Origin of the sequence: Photobacterium sp. TLY01, from assembly GCF_021432065.1 — a bacterium.
Classification (GTDB): Bacteria; Pseudomonadota; Gammaproteobacteria; order Enterobacterales; family Vibrionaceae; genus Photobacterium; species Photobacterium halotolerans_A.
In genome coordinates, this window is record NZ_CP090364.1 from 2,567,935 (window position 1) to 2,587,758 (window position 19,824).

The following is a 19,824-nucleotide window of genomic DNA, read 5'->3' on the forward strand; positions in this document are numbered from 1 at the left end:
ACTTTAATGGCAGCCTAAATTAGAGTTTTTCCTGCTTTCGTACCTTGCTAAGTATTCCCACGGGGTCAGATCATCCAGGGCATCATGAGGGCGTTCATCGTTATATTCCTTCATCCATTGTTCGGTTAACTCTCGAACTTCACTCAGCGTTTTAAAAACGTACATATCGAGAAGTTCTGTGCGATAGGTTCGATTAAAGCGCTCAATATATGAGTTCTCAGTGGGTTTTCCTGGTCGAATAAATTCAAGTTCAACTCGATTTTCTTCGGCCCATTCGGCTAACGCTGTGGAGATAAATTCTGGACCATTATCCATCCTGAGTTTGCCGGGCATCCCGCGCCACGCTGTGATACGCTCCAAAACCCGGATGACTCTTGGGGCTGGTAAATTTAAGTCCACTTCGATGGCTAACACTTCGCGGTTAAAATCATCGACAACATTAAACGTACGAAAACGTCTGCCGCAAGCCAGAGCGTCACTCATAAAATCAATCGACCAACAGCAGTTCACCCCGTCAGGACGTGCCAGCGGGACTGGCTCCCGTTTCGGTAACCGCTTTTTTCCTTTGCGCCTCATATTGAGCTTGAGTGAGCAGTAAACACGGTAAACGCGCTTGTGGTTCCATGGATATCCCCAGCGTCTGAGAACTTTAAATAACTTGCCAAAACCATAAGCAGGATATCGCTCTACGGCTTCTTGCAACTTGGCGATGACCTCATCATCTCGATGAGGGTCTGGTTGATATCGATAGACAGAATCACTGATGCCAACTGCGCGGCAGGCCATTCTGAGACTGACCCGAAATTGCTGACGAACATACTCCACGAGTTCGCGTTTAACCGCTGGCTTTACAGCTTTTTTTCCAGAATATCTTTCACAATACGATGCTCAAGGCTGAGGTCAGCGAACATCTGCTTGAGTCGGCGATTTTCATCTTCAAGCTCTTTCAGCCGCTTCACATCGGACGCTTCCATACCACCATATTTCGATTTCCAGTTGTAATAGGTAGCGTCAGAGATACCGTATTCACGACAGACTTCGTTGACCTTACGGCCAGCCTCCACTTCCTTCAGGATCTTCACGATCTGTGTTTCTGTGTAGCGTGATTTTTTCATCATGCGTTCTCCGTTTATTTCAGTGTAAACGGAAAAGCTCTAATTACTAGCGACATGTTTTTCGGGGAGGGTTACAATATCTACGAGCAAATCCTACGCGACCTTCAAAGCGCTGGGAATGCGGGTGAGTTTTATACCCCTCGTGCAGTGACTCGCTTTATCGTTAATCGTCTTGACCCTAAGCTGGGTGAGCAGATTATGGACCCCGCCTGCGGTACGGGCGGATTCCTGGCTTGCTCATTCGATCACGTCAAAGAGAACTACGTGACAAGCGCAGCCGACCACCAAACGCTGCAAAAGCAAATCCATGGTGTAGAGAAGAAACAACTGCCACATTTGCTGTGTATCACCAATATGATGCTTCACGGCATCGAAGTCCCTGTGCAGATCAAGCACGGCAACACGCTTAACAAGCCGCTTTCAAACTGGGACAGCAATATCAATGTGATTGCGACTAACCCACCGTTTGGCGGCACAGAAGAAGACGGGATTGAAAAGAATTTTCCTGCCGAAATGCAAACTCGTGAAACGGCTGATCTGTTCTTGCAGCTTATTGTCGAAGTCTTGGATAAAAATGGTCGCGCTGGTGTGGTGTTACCTGATGGCACCTTGTTTGGTGAAGGCGTAAAAACCAAAATCAAAAAGATGCTGACGGAAGAGTGTAACCTGCACACAATTGTTCGCTTACCGAATGGCGTGTTCAACCCTTACACAGGCATTAAGACCAACATTCTGTTCTTTACCAAAGGCCAGCCGACCAAAGAAGTATGGTTCTATGAGCACCCTTACCCAGAAGGCGTGAAGAACTACAGCAAAACCAAACCGATGAAGTTTGAGGAGTTCCAGCAAGAGATCGATTGGTGGGGCAACGAGGCCGATGGATTCGCTAGCCGTATCGAGACCAAGCAAGCTTGGAAGGTATCGATTGAGGAGATCATCGAGCGCAACTTTAACCTTGATATTAAAAATCCGTATCAGGACGAAGTCGTCAGCCATGACCCTGAAGAGTTGCTGGCGAGCTATCAACAACAGCAACAAGACATCAAAGCACTGCGTGACCAACTGAAAGGCATTCTCGGTGATGCGCTTAGCTCTACCATTCAAGGTAAAAAGCAAGGTGGAGAACAATAATGGCAGTCGACCAATCTCCTATAAATAAGCTAATCACCGAACATATTGATATTTGGACTTCGGCAGTAAAGACCAAATCGACCTCTGGTCGTGGCAGCAGTAAGAAGTTAGAACTGTATGGCGTTAAAAAGCTACGTGAGCTGATTTTAGAGTTAGCTGTACGAGGCAAGCTTGTTCCTCAAGATCCTAATGATGAGCCTGCTTCAGTGTTGCTTGAACGCATTGCGGCTGAAAAAGCAAAGTTGGTGAAAGCGAAGAAGATTAAGAAACAAAAATCTTTGGGGCAAGTATCCAAAGACGAAGAACTTTTTGATACACCAACTGGTTGGGCATGGACAAGGATTTCTGAAATAGCTGAAATTAGCCCTCGAAATAGCACAACCGATGATGATGCTGAAGTGTCGTTTGTGCCTATGCCACTAATTACGACTAACTATGATGGTTCACATGGTTCTGAAAAGCGAATTTGGAAAGAAATCAAAAAAGGCTACACGCACTTTCAAGATGGTGACATTGCGTTAGCTAAGATCACACCATGTTTTGAGAACAGCAAAGCCGCGGTGTTCTCGGGCCTTGAAGGAGGAGTTGGTGCGGGAACTACCGAATTGCACGTGGCTCGTCCTCTATCAGATTGCATTAACCCACTATTTGTATTGTTGTACTTAAAGGCTCCTATATTCCTGAAAATTGGCGAAACGAAGATGACAGGTTCTGCAGGACAAAAACGAGTCCCTAAAGACTTTTTTTCAGAGAACCCTTTACCTTTTCCTCCAAGCAATGAACAACACCGCATCGTCGCCAAAGTCGATGAGCTAATAACGCTCTGCGACCAGTTAGAACAACAAACCGAAGCCAGTATTGAAGCGCATCAAGTACTAGTGACAACGCTGTTGGACACACTCACCAACTCTGCCGATGCTGACGAGTTAATGCAAAATTGGGCGCGAATCAGTGAGCATTTCGATACTTTATTCACTACTGAAGAAAGCATCGACCAGCTTAAGCAAACCATTCTACAACTGGCAGTGATGGGTAAGTTGGTTCCACAAGATCCAAGCGATGAGCCTGCTGCTGAGTTACTGAAAAGAATTGCGGAAGAAAAAGCACAGTTAGTCAAAGAGAAAAAAATCAAAAAGCAAAAAGCGCTACCGCCGATTGCAGAAGATGAAAAGCCGTTTAAACTGCCGAATGGGTGGGAGTGGTGTCGTTTACCTGACTTAGGTGAGCTTGCTAGAGGCAAATCAAAACACAGACCTCGTAATGACCCGAAACTATATGAAAACGGTAATGTCCCTTTAGTTCAGACTGGTGATGTAGCTCGTGCAAATGGAACAATACTAACGTATACCGCAAAGTATAATGAATTTGGTCTAGCGCAGAGTCAGCTTTGGCCAAAAGGGACATTGTGCATCACTATTGCTGCGAATATTGCGGATACAGCAACTCTAGGATTTGACGCTTGTTTCCCTGATAGTGTTGTCGGTTACACACCTTATGACAAGGAAATTCCAACTGTTTACTTTGACTATTTCATCAAAACAGCCAAAGAAAACTTAGAGCGTTTTGCTCCTTCAACAGCACAGAAAAATATTAACTTAGAAATTTTGAGCAATGTATTAGTTCCTTGCCCACCAAAGCAACAATTCCCTCGTATCGTTGAAAAGGTAAACCTACTTCTAGGTATTTGCGATGAGTTGAAGGAGCGTTTGAAGGAATCTCAAATGTCGCAACTACAACTCACTGACGCTATTGTCGAACAAGCAGTATAACCATGAGCCTATACAATATCGCCAACAAAAACCTCACCGCACTGACTCCGACCACTTTTGCAGCCGAAGGGCTGCAAGAGCGGCACGATTTACAAGAAGCGCTGAAAGGCTGTATTGATGCCATCGCTCCTGATTGTTTGGTGATATCAGAAGAGTTTTCAGACTGGGAAGACAGCCGTCGCCGTATCGACCTGTTAGCCATCGACAAAAATGCCAACTTCGCGGCTTTTAAACTTACGCGTGTGACTACTTTGCCCATTAATTGAAGCAGAAAGAGCTAGATATCGACGCCCATGAAGCCATCCTGTTCCTGAATAAGTTAACCACGACAAACTCAACTTCCAGAGTAAGCGATAGAAAAAACAACACATTCGTATTAGCATGCTTTGAATTAATCTCTTCGAATTCAAAGGCTTTTCAGATGGCGCGTGGCACACAACTCAAAATTTATCTCGCAAACGGAACGGTGACCGGCATTCGCCATGCAGAGATTGTCAATTGGACCGGACAAGCCATTGCTGTTCCCCGCATTCATGTCAAAGATCTGACGGATTGGGAAGAGACACAAAGGCCGGGCGTTTATTTTCTGTTTGGGTTTGATTCCGACACCGGCAAAAACCTTGTTTATATTGGTAAAGCAGAACACATCCAGAGGCGGTTGCAGCAACACATCGCGGCAAAAGATTTCTGGAATGAAGCCATCTGCTTTACCAACAAAGATGAAAACCTGACCAAAGCCCATGTGAAATACCTGGAAGCCCGGCTCATCGAGATTGTCATGTCATCGAATCGCTACGCGCTAGATAACGACAAACGCCCACCAACATCTTCTCTGCCCCGTGGAGACAGAGATGCGATGGAAACATTCATCGACAGCATCCGCGTTGTGATTGGCTCCCTGGGCCATAAATTACTCGAGCCGAAAGTCATCTTTGATGCTCAGGAAACCGAAGCGCAGCAGAAAAGCCTGTTAAAGCTGAAAGTTAAAAAGATTGACGCAACTGCCAAGTTAACCGATGAAGGCATTGTGGTCCTCAAAAACTCTCAGGCATTGCCGGAAGTACAGAAGAGTCTTTCAAATGGCTACACCAATCTGAGAGCCAACCTGAGAGAAAAAGGGTTGTTAATCGAGAGCGGTGACAAGCTGATTGCCACCGATGATATTTTATTTACCAGTGCCTCGCAGGCCTCCGCTGTTCTGCTTGGGTATCCCTGCAGCGGGCCTGACTACTGGCGAGACGCCAAAGGCCGATCGCTGAAAGAAATCGAGATGGAAGTCTAATCATCCCGTAATTATCAGCAGCACTTCGCCGTCGCAGCTCCCATAACGTCCAAAGCATTTTTGTATACAAACGAACAGCCGAGCTCAATCTGTACCAGCCCGCAGTTTTTTATCTGGGGGCTTTACCACTATCAGCCCCCAGTAAAAACACAACCATCCCCCATTCCCCATACCCTTTCAGTTGCTTAGGTGAGCTTTTGCTTTTCTCGCTGATATGTTTATGTATAATCAAACGAGAATAGATATCATTATTGATTAAGGAAACAATATGACCGTGCCCGACAACAGGGAAAAACGTCTGCCGGTGCTACTCACGGTGAAATCTGTCCGGGATTTGGGCCCGCGTTATCGCCGTATCACTTTCACATCGCCGGCGCTGGCGCACTACCCGGCTTGCAGTAACGGCGCGCACATTAAGATCATGCTTGCTCAGGAGGGACAATCCGAGCCTGTGCTGCCGACCATGACGGCAACAGGGCCGAAGTGGGAATCCCCCGAGGACAAGCCGCTGCTGCGTACCTTCTCGGTCCGTGAGTTGCGCCGGGAAACCGGTGAGATGGATATCGACTTTGCCCTGCACGGCGATCTGGGCCCGGCGTCGCGGTTTGCGCTCAATGCTTGCCCCGGCGATCAACTGGGGATTTCCCCGCCGGGTGGCCCGCACCCGATGCTCAAACCGGCCTCGCAGTATTATCTGGCCGGGGATCTGACGGCCTTACCGGCGATCAGTGCCATGCTGGAAGACATGCCGGCAGACAGCCGCGGCTATGTGGCGATTCAGGTCGGTGATGAAACCGATATCCAGGATCTCCGCGCTCCGGCTGGGGTTCAGGTTCAGTGGTTTATCGGCCAGCCGGATCAGGTGCAGCCGCTGATCGACCAGTTCTGCCAGCAGCTTCTCAGCGCCAAAACGACTGCCGAATCAAATGCCGAACAGCTTGCCGACAGTTATTTCTGGCTGGGCGGTGAAGAGCAGATTGTTGTGGGCTTGCGCCGCTTTATCCGCCGTGAACTGGATGTTGAGCGCACTCAGGTCTATGCCATTCCCTACTGGCGTTTTGGGATTGATGAAGACAGCTATCACACCAGTCGCCACCAGGTTGTTGATAACTAATAATAATTCAGACCGATCCGGTACTTGCCTGTATGGGCACTTTGAAGCACAAGAGTGATGTCATCTCCCGATGACAACAAAGGAAACAGTAATGGCTATTGACCCTTCAGTGATCCGCGCCCATTCATGGCAGGCACTACCCACACCCGCTGCACTGGCAAACGCAATCCCCTGCCCGGCAGCATTGAGCGAGCAGATTGCAGACTCGCGCAGCACCATCAGAGAGATTTTGCACGGCCAGGACGACAGACTGCTGGTCGTCATCGGCCCGTGTTCGATTCATGATCCGGACGCGGCCATCGAATATGCCGAGCAACTGGCCCAATGCGCCGAGCGATATCAGGATCAGCTGGTGGTGGTGATGCGCACCTATTTTGAAAAACCGCGCACCACAGTCGGCTGGAAAGGCATGCTGTTTGACCCGGATCTGGATGGCAGCGATCAAATCGGCAAAGGCCTGCAGCAAGCCAGAGAGCTGCTGATCCGCATCAATGCACTGGGCCTGCCGGCCGCGACAGAATTTCTTGATACCACCAGTTTTACCTATCTGTCCGATCTGATGAGCTGGGGTGCCATCGGCGCCAGAACCACAGAGTCTCAGCCGCACCGTCAGCAAACGTCCGGCCTGCCGTGTCCGGTCGGCTTTAAGAACGGCACCGACGGCAATGTCAGTGTGGCGATGGATGCCATTATTGCCAGCCGCCACCCGCACCTCTACACCACCACAGGTCAGGACGGACAGCTGTATGCCGTCACCAGTGCAGGGAATCCGGACTGTCACCTGATCCTGCGTGGCGGAAAAGCCCCGAACTACAGCGAAGCAGACATTCACCATGCGCTGCAGCAGCTGGAAGCCAAAGGGATCACCACAGGGGTGATGGTCGACTGCAGCCATGGCAACAGCCTGAAGCAGTTCCAGCGCCAGTTGCTGGTGGCCGAAGAGCTGTGCCGTCAGATTGGCAACGGCAACCATGCCATTAACGCGATCATGGCCGAGAGCTTTCTGGTTGAAGGGCGGCAGGAGATTTCGGATACCATGACCTATGGTCAGTCCATCACCGATGCCTGTCTGGGCTGGGACGATACCGAGACCCTGCTGTCGATGCTGGCCAGCGCTGTCGAGCAGCGTCGTGAGGGAAATCCTGTCCGATTAGCCGCCAACGAGGGATAAATACCGGTGGTCTGTCCCCAGCCAGGAGTCAAACGACACACGGCAGATAAACGAAAGCCAGCCGTTTCAGGCTGGCTTTTGATTGCAATTAAGCGGACCGGTTAACCGGCGATCTGCTGCCAGTCCGCCTGACGACGCGGCACAATCACAGGCGCATCATCAAACGGCGCTTTCAGAATATCGACATGGGTATTGTAGAGCTTGTCGATCATCGGCTTGGTAATCACTTCCGCCACTGGCCCTGCTGCGACCACGCCCTGCTCACCAATCGCCACCAGTTCATCACAGTAACGCGCGGCTGCGGCCAGATCATGGATCACCAGCACCACGGTTTTACCCATCGCCACCATCTGGCTGATGCTTTCCATCACTTCAATCTGATGGCCGATATCCAGCGCACTGGTCGGCTCATCAAGCAGGATCACATCGGTATCCTGCGCCAGAATCATCGCCAGCCAGGCACGCTGGCGCTGGCCGCCGGACAAACTGGCCACAGGTTGCTGCAGCAAAGCTTCCAGCTTCATCCACTGAATGGCTTTGGCGACCTGAGCGGCATCGTCGTCGCTCCACTGGCTGAACCAACCCTGATGGGGATGACGACCGTACTGCACCAGTTGTTCCACCGTGATCCCGGCCGGGCTGATGGGCTGCTGCGGCAGGAAAGCCAGTACTTTGGCCAGCGCTTTCATCGAGTAGTCCGCCAGCGATTTGCCGTTCAGGATGATCTCGCCCTGCTGCGGTGCCAGTTGTTTGGCCATCATCTTGAGCAGCGTCGATTTGCCGCCACCGTTCGGACCGACAATGCCCACCAGCTTGCCTTTACCCAGACAAAATGAGACATCCTTGAGGACGGTCTTGCTCTCGTAGGAAAACCCTACGCCTGTCATCGTTAACGCGGTCATTAGTCGGCCTGTCCTTTATCTCGCAGTAGAAAAATAAATAGCATGATACCGCCCAGAATACGGGTCATAATCCCGGTCGCCACTTCGTGAGGATCGGCTAGCACCCGGACCAGAGTATCACTCAGCAGGAGTAACAATGCGCCCAGCATGGCCGCGGTCCAGAGCGGCACAATGCGCCCCCGGAGCAAAAAGCTCGCAATAATGGGGGCCGCCATGGCGATAAACACCACAGGGCCGCCGATGGCCGTGCCCAGCGCGGCGATCAGGATCGCCAGCATCAGAATCGCCACCTGCACCCGGCTGACGTTGACGCCCAGACTTTGGGCGGTCGGCAGTCCCAGCCGCAGCACATCCAGCTGGCGGGAGAAGTAAATCACCGCCGGACTGAGTAACAGCAGCAGCCCGGCCACCGGCAGGCTGACGCTGTAGCCCTGACCGACAAAGTTGCCCATGGTCCAGAAGTACACGCTGCTGACATGCACGATAGATTCAGTCGACATCAGAAATTCGCCCACAGCGCGCATCAGCTCCGAGACCCCGATGCCGATCACCACAAACAGATAGCCCTGCTCGCCGGGGTTACGGCACAGCATATAGAGCATTACCGCCGCCACCACCGCACCCAGTGGCGCAGCCCACCAGGGCCAGGAGCCCAGCGTGAGGTACAAGGTAAAAAAGGTGATCGCCAGTGTGGCCCCTTCATTGACCCCGACCATATCCGGGGTCGCCAGCCGGTTACGTACCAGCGTTTGGATCATACAGCCCGACAGCCCCATGGCCGCACCAGCCACCAACACGGCCACCACGCGGGGCAGACGAATTTTAAACACCATGATCTCGACCATGCGGGTCGATTCCCCCAGCAGGGCTTTGAGCGCCAGCCAGGGCGTGAGTTTGGCCGAACCGATACTGATCGCCAGCAGGCTCATCGCCACCAGCGCCAGCATCAGCAAAGCACCAATGAAAACGGCCCGTCGCTCCACCAGCAGGGTCTTGTTACCGAACTGCCACAACCACTTACCGTGCGGAACATGCGGCGGCGTAAACGCCTTATCCTGACTCGGGCTTGCAGCCATGTGCTGCGAGAGACTCTTTTCCATCAACTGTGCTCCTACTTCACCGCCAGCAAGGAGCGGAAACCACCGCGCCGGACCACGCCAATCAGCACAGGCGCTCCGATCATCGCCAGCAATACCCCATTCGGCATTTCATAAGGCTGAATCATCCAGCGGGCCAGAATATCGGCAATCAGGATAAAACAGACCCCGAACAGCGCCGAGAAAATCACCTGTACCGACAGCCGAACCGGCTCCACCATGCGGGCACAATAAGCCGCCAGAAAACCGACAAAGCTGATCGGCCCAGCCACCGAAATGGCACAGGCGGTAAACAGGGTCGAGGCCAGCAGTACGCCGATGCGTACCCAATGCGTATTAATGCCCAGCGATCGGGCCTGCTGTTCGCCAAGCTGCATCATGGTGAGCTGACGGGCCAGCAGAAAGGTCAGCACGATGGCGGCCAGCATAAAGGGTGATATCAGCGCCATCGCCGTCATATCGGCCGCGGCCAGCGAACCCAGGTTCCAGAACCGGAACTGATCCAGCACCACCTGGTTCGACAGCAAAATATAATTGGATAAACCGCCAAAGGTCGCGTTCATCGCCACCCCGACCAGGATCAGTTTGAGCGGGCTGGACTTGCCCATCACATGGCCCACCAGCAGCACCACGATGTTACCGGCCAGCGCCCCCAGTCCGGACCAGACCAGATACCCCTGAGCGGATTCGACACCAAAATAGGTCAGACCGGTGACCAGCCCCAGCACCGCGCCGGCATTGACGCCAAGCAACCCCGGCTCAGCCAGCGGGTTACGGGTGGCGCTTTGAAGTAAAGAGGCGGCCAGTGACAGGCTGACACCGACCATCAGGGCACACAGGGTGCGCGGCAAGCGCAGGGTATCCATCACCATGGTCATGTGTTCTGACGGCTCAATGGCAGAGAAATAGTAGGCCAGCGCTTCTGCTGCGCCGTATTCCCCGGCACCAACCGACATCGACATCACTGAAAAAAAACAGACACTGAACACGCCTGCTCCGAGCCAGACGAGTTGACGTTTCGACACGCTTGCAACTCCATGTATAACAACGAGGCTGAGCATGATATCAATCCGCCTTTTCTTAGAACAGCATTAAATAAAAATAGTTCTCAATATCTTTATTAAGTACAATTCGAAAAGATTCATTCACTTCATTGAGATGCATAATAAGGAGCGTTATTTTGCTACGAAGTCTGTTTACGGCCCTGATTCTGTTCTGCATGGCGAGTCAGGCCAGTGCTGCCGACACCCGCATCATCGAAGATGCCCTGGGTGAGAAAGTTACCGTCCCCGCCCATCCGAAACGTGTCATTACCCTCAGCGAGATCGATCTGGATACCGCCCTCGCGCTGGGCATGACGCCGATCGGCACTGTCAACGGTCGCGGCCAGCAAACCCTGCCCCGTTATCTGACCCCGGCGATTCAGGGCGATATTCAGATCGTTGGCGATCTGTCCCGCCCGAATCTGGAAACCATTCTTGAGCTGGAGCCGGATCTGATCCTGACCGCACCCAACCGTCCTGAGGTAATTGAACTGCTGGGCGAAATCGCCCCGACTGTGGTGACCTTCAACTACGGCGAAAACTGGAAAAGCGTGTTCCAGCGCACCGCCAATATCCTGAACCGCCAGGCGGACGCCGATGCCTTCATGGCGCGTTATCAGGCACATGCGGAACAAACCAAACAGGCAATTGGTGACAAACTGGGCCAGACCATCAGCGTGGTGCGCTGGAACCCGAAAGGACCGGCTTATATGTTCCACGACTCCTTTGCCAGCCAGGTGATTGCCGATGTCGGCATGAAACGACCTGAGAACCAGCAGGATCCGGGTCATACTCACTCTATGTCCCTGAGCCTGGAAGCCTTGGCTGTACTGGACGGCGACTGGATGGTGATCGGCACGCTGAGCACGTCAGGGGAAGCCGTTGAAGCCATGAAGCAGGCCGAGAATACTCCAGCCTTCCGCCAGTTGAGCGCCATCGAATCCGGCCGCTTCGCACCGGTTGACGGTTCGCTGTGGACCTCGGTCGGCGGCCCGCTGGCTGCGCTGAAAGTGATGGATGACATCGCCAGACTGGTCAATACGCCGGATGCTCAGCAGCTGACGCAGTAAGCGCTCACCGAGCCAACGTTGTCCTCAGAAGCGCTTCGATAAGTAAGAAAGATGATAAGTAAGAAAGATCAGCGATAAAAAAACCGCCTGACGTCAATCAGGCGGTTTTTTCGTTGTGGCAACAGGCCAGATTAACCGGCAGCGAGCCGTTTGCGATCCACTTTTCCGCTGGCGGTTGTCGGCAGGCGGGCCAGCCAGACAAAGCGCCCCGGGATCATATAACCGGGCAGATGGGCAGAAAGCGCCTTGCGCAGTTGCAGACGAGTCATCGCCGGCGCATCGCTCCCGCTTTGCTCACCCTGTTCCAGATAGGCAACCAGCGTTGCCTGCTCGCCTTCGCCTTCCAGCGTGACGGCTGCATCCCTGACTGCATCCAGATGACGAAGCCGCGCTTCAATCTCACCCAGCTCGATCCGGTAGCCTCGCAGTTTGACCTGACCGTCCAGGCGACCAAAATACTGATAGCGGTCTTCCGCCAGTCGCCGGACGCGATCTCCGGTCCGGTAATAGCGCAGGCCGTCGCTGCGGGTGACAAACTGACGCGCGGTCAGATCTGCCCGTTGCCAGTAACCGTCACTGAGCGCATCGCCATGAATACACAGCTCCCCTTCCTGACCCACAGCGACCAGCTGATCCGTTTCATCCAGCACCAGATGACCATAACCGGCCAGACTGTGGCCGATGGTGATCGGCTGATCTGGCTGCACCTGTGACATCAGTGACCAGACCGTCGCTTCTGTCGGACCATAGCAGTTCCACAGCACCGCGCAGCGTGATAATAACTGCTGCGCCAGTCCGCTATCCAAGGCTTCCCCGCCAGTGAGTGCGGTCAGACCGGCCTGCCCTTGCCAGCCGGTATTGACCAGCATTCGCCAGAAAGTCGGCGTGGCCTGAAGCGTATTGACCGAGGGATAACGTGTCAGAATAGCGGCAACCGCATGGGGATCTTTATGTTCCTCACTGTTGGTTAGGCGCAAACGGCCCCCCACCAGCAAAGGAGCAAAAATCTCCAGCATCGAGATATCAAACGCAATCGTAGTGATCAGCAGCCAGTGACACTTGTCATCCAGTCCCAGTCGTTCCACGGCGGCGCACAAGAAGGTTACCAGCGCCTGATGGCTGATCACCACCCCTTTGGGCTTGCCGGTCGAGCCTGAAGTAAACATCATGTAGGCCGTGGTGTCCGGACCCAGCGAAGGCGAACGCATGGGTGTCGTATGACCTGCTTGCGAATCCGCTGCAGCGTCAGGATCCAACGCCAGCACCGGACAGCAAAAGTCGATCAGCGCAGCATGCTCCCTTGCCGTTTCCAGTACCGCATCCAATTGCGCTTCTTGCGCAATATCTTTTAACCGCCCCGCAGGAAACAAGGGATCCAGCGGCACGAAAGCAATACCAGAGAACAGACAGGCCAGTAAGGTCGCGATCAGGGCCGGTGAACGCTCGACATGGATCCCCACCCGACTGCCCGGCTGCAAACCCGCCTGACTCAGCTGCTGCTGAACCCGGCTGACTTCCGCCAGCAATTCGCGATAACTGATGGATTGCTCGCCAAAGGCAATCGCCTCCCGTCCGGATTCGGCCGCCCCGATCAGGGCGGCCTCCAGCATAGCGGTGAAGTGAAGCGGTGTGAAAGCCAGGCTTTCCTCACCGGGATCGTTACTCACCAACATCGACGGCCTCCCTTTCGGATTGAACGGCACCAGCGCGTTGCACACGATCACCACTCAGTGCCCGGCACATCGCATCCGGTGTGGCATGCTGATACAGGAAGGCTAAAGTCACAGGCTGGGTGACCCCCACCGCCGACACATCATGCATATTCAGCGCATGATTCAGACGTTGTACCAGGCCAATGGCCGCCAGAGAATCGATCCCCAGCGCACACAGAGGCTGATGCCAGGCGTCATGGTCCGGTGTGACTGACTGCGACGTGCTTTGTTGCCAGACTTCACTGATCAAGAGTGCCACTTCAGCTGACATCACGCCCGGCTCAGGGTGCGTTTGATCCGGCTCTGACTGAGTCTTCGCCGCCTGAGACGACAAGATCTGAGTCGCTCCCTCGACCGGGGTCAGCGGCAATGCCTGTTGCGGATCGGCGGCGATCACTTGCTGCAGCTCCACCTGCCATAACCTCAGCACCTCGCTGGCCCGTGATGGCGCCACCTGCATGGCATCAAACTCAAAGCGCAGCGATAACTGGCCGCCCACTTCATTGACCACCAGACTGAGCGGGATCTCCACTTTTTCAAACGCCGGGCCAAACTCAGGACGCAGTCTTGCATCATCCGCTCGGGCCTGAGGATTCGCCTCAGCGCGCGGATAGTTCTCATAAACAAACACGCAGTCAAACAGTCGGCTGCGTCCGGCCTGCAAGGCCATCAGCGACTGAGTCGCATGCTGGTTCAGCGCCATGGCTTCTCCCTGCAACTGCGTCAGCTGGCTGGCCAGCGAGTCGCCATCCTGCCAGCGCATAACCAGCGGCAAGGTGTTGATATACAGGCCGACACTGGCAGCAATCCCGGTTACCGGCGCATCTCGCCCCGGCACCACATTGCCCACAATGGTCGTGTTTTTCGATGGCTGGCCGGTCAGGCGGGCAACCAGTCGGTGCCAGGCAAATTGTGCCACGGTACTGTGAGTCACACCGACCTGACGCGCAAAGTCTTGCAGCGCCGTCTGAGCTGGCGTGCTCAGCACGGTTTTCACGACTTCAGGCTGTTGTTGCAGTGGTGATGATGCAAAGTCCGGCCCGAACAGCGCCGTTAAATCATCAGCCTGAGCCGTTGCCAGCGCTTTACCTGCCCAGAAGGCCGCCGTATCCGACTGGCTGCGTACCGCGTACGCTGCGTGATCCAGATAGGCCTGATCGACTGGCAGCCCCCCGGAGCAATCGTCACCCTCATGATCCGCCAGTGCCTCATAAGCCTGATGCAGCGCGGCAAACAGACGCGGGCCACTCCAGCCGTCAATCGCAGCATGGTGACAACTGAAGATCACCCGGATGTCATCCTCAGCCAGTCGGAAACAGCGCACACGCAGCAAGGCATCGCCATCCAGCGCCATACCACGCTGACGATCGTGCTGGCAGTATTCGGCGATCAGTGCTTCAGCATCGTCCTCACCCATCAGATCCACCACCTCGAACGGTAGAACCGGCTGACGTTGCACCACCTGGATCAGTTGATCACCCATGTGATGCGGGCCGCTCAGCACGGTGCGTAAGGCCGGGTAAGCTGCCAAGACGGCCTGCCATGCCTGCTGGTAACGCATCAGATCCACCGGCTGACGGTAACGGATCGGCGTTTGCAGCAGATAGGCTTCATCGTCCGGGCAACGCTGCTGATGGGCAAACATACTTTGCTGCAGCGACGAAGCCGGCAGCAATGTTTCGATCGCAAAGCGCTTGCTCAGCCCGTCCAGTTCCGGCTGTGTCAGACGCACCAGCGGATAATCCGATGGTGTCGACTGCCGCCCGTGGGACTTCGCATGCTGCTCGCAGAAGTGGATCATCTCCAGCAGGTTGGCTTTGAAAGCCGCCATGAACTGTTCGCTCAGCGCCTGATCCAGCACCCCGACCTGACGCAGTGTCAGCTGGCCGTCGTAGATCCCGCCATGCAGACTGAGCAGCTCAGCGCCCGGATTCAGTGGTGAAGCCGTTTGTCCCGGCACCACAGGTAAGGGCCGCCACAGTTCAGCCTGCTGCCCCTGCTTCTGGGTCTGACGGCCCAGATAATTCAGGACAACCGGCGAGAAAGTGAGCTGTTCACCCTGTGGGTGGTAGCTGCGCAGCGCGTTGAAACCCACCCCGTTATCCGGGATCCGGCGCAGATTTTCCTTGGCCTGTTTGATGGTTTCTGCCAGTGATGGCTGTACCGCCACTGTGCAAGGATAAGCACTGGTAAACCAGCCTACGGTACGACTGACATCCAGCTGTGCACCAATCTCTTCCCGGCCATGGCCTTCGAGCATCACAGTGGACTGTTCGCCCCAGCCCAGCGCCTTGATCGTCACACTCAGGGCAGACAGCAACAGATCCCGCACTTCAGTGCTGAACGCGGTATTGGCCGGTCCCACCAGACGGTCAGTCTCTGCCTGATCCAGCTGCAATATGGCCTGACTCGGAATGACATTGCCGTCTTTGTCTTGGTTGCGTGTGGCAGGCAGCGCGCTGTGATTGACGTGCTCAAGCTGGCTGCGCCAGTAATCAAACTGCGCCGGATGGCGCTCGGCGTAATCCTTCAGCGCTTCGCCCCACTGACGGTAGCTGGAGGTTTTCTCCGCCAGCGGCAGTCCTTGTGACAAGCGCTGCAGATCATCAGCCAGAATCCGCCAGGAGACCGCATCCACCACCCAGTGGTGCAGCGCCAGGAACAGACCGGTCTGGGACGTCGTCGCATCCTCACCCGGTAAATGACGAATTCGAGCCCAGGCCATCACAGGCCCGTTTTCCAGATCAAACTGCGACTGCAGCGCTGTCAGGGCATCATACAATTGCTCTTGCGTCATCCCGGCGGCATCCAGCTCTGTCAGCTCAGGGACAGTCACAGAGGCCTGATAACGCTGGCGCCGCACGCCATTTTCTTCAGTGACCCGCAGACGCAAGGCATCATGATGGGCCAGTAACCGGGTCATGATCTCAGTCAGGCGGGCCGAATCCAGATCCGGAATGGCCAGCACCACCGCCTGGTTCCAGTGCGCCGGACGGGCGAAAGGCTGGGCATCGAACCAGCGCTGAATCGGATGCAAATCAAAGCTGCCGGACAGCTGGCCCTGCTCAGCATCAACCGCCCGTTCAGTCTCAGCATGCGCAGCCAGGGTCCGGCACAGTTTGCGTACCGTCTTGGCTTCAAACACATCTTTGACGGTACAGGCAAAACCGGCATCACGCAGGCGGGTATTGAGCTGGATACTCAGGATTGAGTCACCGCCGAGGCGGAAGAAATCGTCTTCCACGCCCAGTTCGGTATTGAGCACCTCACGCCAGATAGCCAGCACCCTGGCTTCCATCTCATTTTCCGGCTGGACCCCGTCTCCTGTCGCGATCTGACGCTCAGGCAGGCGGCTGATATCCAGCTTGCCGTTGACCGTCAGTGGTAATTCATCGAGCACAATCAGTTCGACCGGCACCATGTACTCCGGCAAGATCCGTGCGGCGGCAGAGAGGATCTGCCCCGGAACCGGCGACTGGTTCGCAGCCGATGAAGTTTCTGCGGTGGCATAAGCCACCAGCTGTCGCTGCGCGCCTTCACCGGCGACAATCACCCGCACCTGATGCAGTTGCGGCGCCACTTTGGCGATCTGGCTTTCAATTTCGGCCAGTTCAATCCGGTAACCGCGCAGTTTCACCTGCTGATCCATGCGTCCCAGATATTCCACTTCGCCGTGATTGAGCCAGCGCGCCTTATCGCCGGTGCGATAACAGCGTACCGTCTGTCCCGCGACCTCCACGGTCACAAAGACTTTGGCCGTCAGTTCCGGCTGATTCAGATATCCCCGCGCCAGACCCAGACCAGCCAGACACAACTCACCCGCGACACCCACAGGGCATAGCTGGCCGTGCGCATCCAGGATCAGCGCCTGCGTATTGTCGACCGGATGGCCGATAGTCACCGGCTCACCCGGTTGCAGTTCTTTCACCAGCGCGGTGACGGTAAATTCAGTCGGGCCATACATGTTCAGCAGGCGCAGTTTCCCCTGCCAGCTGGCTGCCAGTGTGGCCGGGCACGCTTCGCCACCGAAGCCGACCGTTCTGAGCGAACTCAACGGGCGCGGTGTCATGGCAGCAAACAGTGCCGTTGAGCTGATCATATGTGTGGCGCCGTGCGCCTCAGCCTGATCGAGCAAGGTTTCATCCGGTGTCCCGAGGGCCAGTTTTGCCCCGGCAAACAGCGGCAGGATGGCGGTCATATTCCCGGCGTCAAAAGCCAGCGACATCGGGTTCAGCATCACACTGTCCGGGGTCAGCGCCAGCCGGGCGGTATGGTCGGTCAGCACATTCACAAACGCGCCGTGCTCGACCTCCACCCCTTTCGGCAAACCGGTCGAGCCCGAGGTATAAATGACATAAGCCAGATCTTCCGCGCTGACATTCACGGCGGGCGGTGTGTCCGGCGCCTGAGACAGCGACGCGATGATCGGCCCATCGGTCACATTGATGATCTGGCAGCCCGTCAATGCCGCATGAGATTCAGCAAACTGCGCATCCGGTGCAATCACCACCGCCAGTTGGGCATCATCGACCAGATGCTGCAAGCGTGCGGTCGGATAGGCCGGGTCCAGCGGCACATAACTCATGCCAGCTTTCCAGGCAGCCAGCGCTGCCACCGCATACTGGGAAGTCCGACTGGCCACCACACCGATTTTCTTGTCTGTCTGCTGAGCCTCACCCGCCGGATGCTGACTCAGCAGGTAATGCGCCAGCCGGTTCGACGCCTGCTCCAGTGCCTGATACGTCAGTGTCTGGTCGCGCCCGGTCACCGCAGGCTGTGCAGGTGAGTCTGCGGCATGACGACTCACCTGCTCGTGGATCAGCATGGGTGCATCGACACGTGCCGGCAGATTTGCCAGTGCCTGAGCGATGCGGTCCTGATGCGCTTCATCCACCATAGGCAATTGCATGACATTAGCGAGCGGCGCCGCCAGAATGCCGTCCAGCAACGTCAGGAACATCTGGGCAAAACGGGCGACCGTCTGATGTTCAAACACCCCTTTACTGTAGAGCCACTCCAGCCGGACACCGTCCACCAGTTCGGTGACTTTCAGTGACAGGTCGGTTTTTGCCGGCAGTACCGGCGTGGGTTCTTCCACCGCGCCACACCCCGGGATCAGATCATTGAAATCCACCTTGGCCTGATAGACCAGCATGATCTGGAAAATCGGGTTCAGGGCTGTGGTCCGGTCGGCCCCGATGGCTTCGCTGAGCGATTCAAAACGGAACAGCTGATGATCAAAGGCCGCCAGATCCTGCTCACGGCAGTAGCGCAGATAGTCGCTAAAGCTCAGGTGCTCATCAAGCTGGGTCCGCAGCACGATGGTATTGACGAAAAAGCCCACCACATCTTCGATATCGGCACGCTCACGGTACGCCAGCGGTGTCCCGATCACTACGTCGTTATCGCCACCCAGGCGAGCCATCAGCAGCGAGAACACGGCATGCAGGCCGATAAAATAAGAGCTGCTGTTCTGCTGACACAGACGCTGGAACTGCTGCCACTTCGGCAGGGGGATGGCAGAAAACACCAGCGCACCGTCATTGTTGTGGCTGGCCGGACGCGGTTTATCCAGCGGCAGCGCATGCACTTCCGGGATGCCTTTCAGGCGCTCAACCCAGAACGGACGGAACTCTTCATGATAGTCCCGAAATGCCGGGGAATTGAGCCAGTGGGCGTAGTCGATATAGTTGACCGCGGTTGGTTTGACCGGCTGCTGCTGGTTATTCTGATAGGCCAGAAACGCCTGCTTGAAGTCGGCAAACATGTTTTTGACCGACCAGCCGTCAGAAATAATGTGGTGCTGGGTCAGCATCAGCAGATGTTCCGCCTCCCCAAGCTTCACCAGCTCAACCCGGGTCAGGCCGCCCTGCTCCAGATCAAACGGCCGGTAAATGTCTTCCTCGACCATTTTCAGCAGTGCCTGCTCCCGCGTGGCTTTGTCCAGGTGCGACAAGTCATGGTGAATCACCGTCAGCTCAGTCTGCGGCGCAATATGCTGCTCGCCTTTGCCCTGGCTGTTGCGGATAAAACGGGTTCGCAGGCTGGCATGCTTTTGTGCCAGTGCCGAGAAGGCATACTCCAGCGCCCCGACATCCAACTTGCCGGTCAGACGAAAATGCACCGGCATGTTGTACAGGTGCGAGTTGTCTTCGTATTGCTCAATAAACCACAAACCGCTTTGCGAGAAAGAAAGCGGCCCGGAGGCCGCCTGTTGTAAGGGGATCGGTTGTTCATACGCCTGGCGAGCGCTCAGGCAACGGATGATGGCGTCTTTATTGTCGCGGATCTGCTGTCCGATTTCCGGTGTCAGCGCCTGCTTGCTGCACTGAGAAGTCAGCTGACCTTTTTCATTCAGTGCCAGCCGAATGCCTTTGCGCTCAAGATCCGCCAAAAATGAAATCATATCTGTCATTTT

At 55.1% G+C, this 19,824-nt stretch carries 11 protein-coding genes and 2 pseudogenes; 7 read left to right on the forward strand and 6 right to left on the reverse strand.

Features of this window, described 5'->3' with window-relative positions:
- Nucleotides 1-3: 3 nt before the first annotated feature.
- Nucleotides 4-1,115 (reverse strand): IS3 family transposase gene (locus LN341_RS12065; RefSeq protein WP_234205030.1). Its coding sequence is split into 2 segments (ribosomal slippage): nt 4-863 and nt 863-1,115, totalling 1,113 coding nucleotides; the frame shifts between segments, so codons are not numbered across the junction.
- A 75-nt stretch (nt 1,116-1,190) separates the two neighbouring features.
- Between LN341_RS12065 and LN341_RS12070 the strand changes: the two are divergent.
- From LN341_RS12070 to LN341_RS12095, 6 genes and pseudogenes are all read left to right on the forward strand, one after another.
- A pseudogene (locus LN341_RS12070) lies at nt 1,191-2,246 on the forward strand (N-6 DNA methylase); the annotation flags it as partial.
- Entirely contained in the window at nt 2,246-4,015 is a 1,770-nt protein-coding gene (locus LN341_RS12075) for a restriction endonuclease subunit S (RefSeq protein ID WP_234203412.1), read from the forward strand. The pseudogene LN341_RS12070 and the gene LN341_RS12075, both read left to right, overlap by 1 nt.
- A 2-nt stretch (nt 4,016-4,017) precedes the next feature.
- Nucleotides 4,018-4,257, forward strand: a pseudogene (locus tag LN341_RS12080) (hypothetical protein); the annotation flags it as partial.
- Nucleotides 4,258-4,436: 179 nt separating this feature from the next.
- Nucleotides 4,437-5,297, forward strand: a complete 861-nt coding sequence (locus LN341_RS12085; protein ID WP_234203414.1) for a GIY-YIG nuclease family protein — start codon at nt 4,437-4,439, stop codon at nt 5,295-5,297.
- Nucleotides 5,298-5,565: 268 nt separating this feature from the next.
- The gene (locus LN341_RS12090; protein WP_234203415.1) at nt 5,566-6,411 is read left to right on the forward strand and encodes a siderophore-interacting protein; all 846 of its coding nucleotides are present in this window, start codon (nt 5,566-5,568) and stop codon (nt 6,409-6,411) included.
- Between the two features lie 91 nt (nt 6,412-6,502).
- Nucleotides 6,503-7,582 carry a 3-deoxy-7-phosphoheptulonate synthase gene (locus LN341_RS12095; protein ID WP_234203416.1) on the forward strand — a complete coding sequence of 360 codons (1,080 nt, stop codon included), beginning with the start codon at nt 6,503-6,505 and terminating at the stop codon, nt 7,580-7,582.
- Between the two features lie 101 nt (nt 7,583-7,683).
- On the opposite strand, the gene LN341_RS12100 is transcribed toward LN341_RS12095, so the two are convergent.
- From LN341_RS12100 to LN341_RS12110, 3 genes are read right to left on the reverse strand one after another with little or no spacing between them, the layout of a single operon-like run.
- Entirely contained in the window at nt 7,684-8,484 is an 801-nt protein-coding gene (locus tag LN341_RS12100) for an ABC transporter ATP-binding protein (RefSeq protein ID WP_234203417.1), read from the reverse strand.
- Nucleotides 8,484-9,584 (reverse strand): iron chelate uptake ABC transporter family permease subunit, encoded by a 1,101-nt coding sequence (locus tag LN341_RS12105; RefSeq protein WP_234203418.1) that lies wholly within the window; start codon nt 9,582-9,584, stop codon nt 8,484-8,486. The genes LN341_RS12100 and LN341_RS12105 overlap by 1 nt, the downstream gene beginning before the upstream one ends.
- A gap of 11 nt (nt 9,585-9,595) precedes the next feature.
- Nucleotides 9,596-10,606, reverse strand: a complete 1,011-nt coding sequence (locus tag LN341_RS12110) for an iron ABC transporter permease (RefSeq protein ID WP_276131390.1) — start codon at nt 10,604-10,606, stop codon at nt 9,596-9,598.
- A 155-nt stretch (nt 10,607-10,761) separates the two neighbouring features.
- On the opposite strand from LN341_RS12110, the gene LN341_RS12115 reads away from it, so the two are divergent.
- Nucleotides 10,762-11,694, forward strand: coding sequence for an ABC transporter substrate-binding protein (locus tag LN341_RS12115; RefSeq protein WP_234203419.1), 933 nt, complete (start codon nt 10,762-10,764; stop codon nt 11,692-11,694).
- 131 nt (nt 11,695-11,825) lie between these two features.
- Here the strand turns inward: LN341_RS12115 and LN341_RS12120 are convergent, their stop codons facing one another.
- The gene (locus LN341_RS12120; protein WP_234203420.1) at nt 11,826-13,367 is read right to left on the reverse strand and encodes an amino acid adenylation domain-containing protein; all 1,542 of its coding nucleotides are present in this window, start codon (nt 13,365-13,367) and stop codon (nt 11,826-11,828) included.
- Complete coding sequence (locus LN341_RS12125) at nt 13,354-19,821, reverse strand: non-ribosomal peptide synthetase (protein ID WP_234203421.1); 6,468 nt, start codon at nt 19,819-19,821, stop codon at nt 13,354-13,356. Before LN341_RS12125 ends, LN341_RS12120 begins: the two co-directional genes overlap by 14 nt.
- Nucleotides 19,822-19,824: the final 3 nt, after the last annotated feature.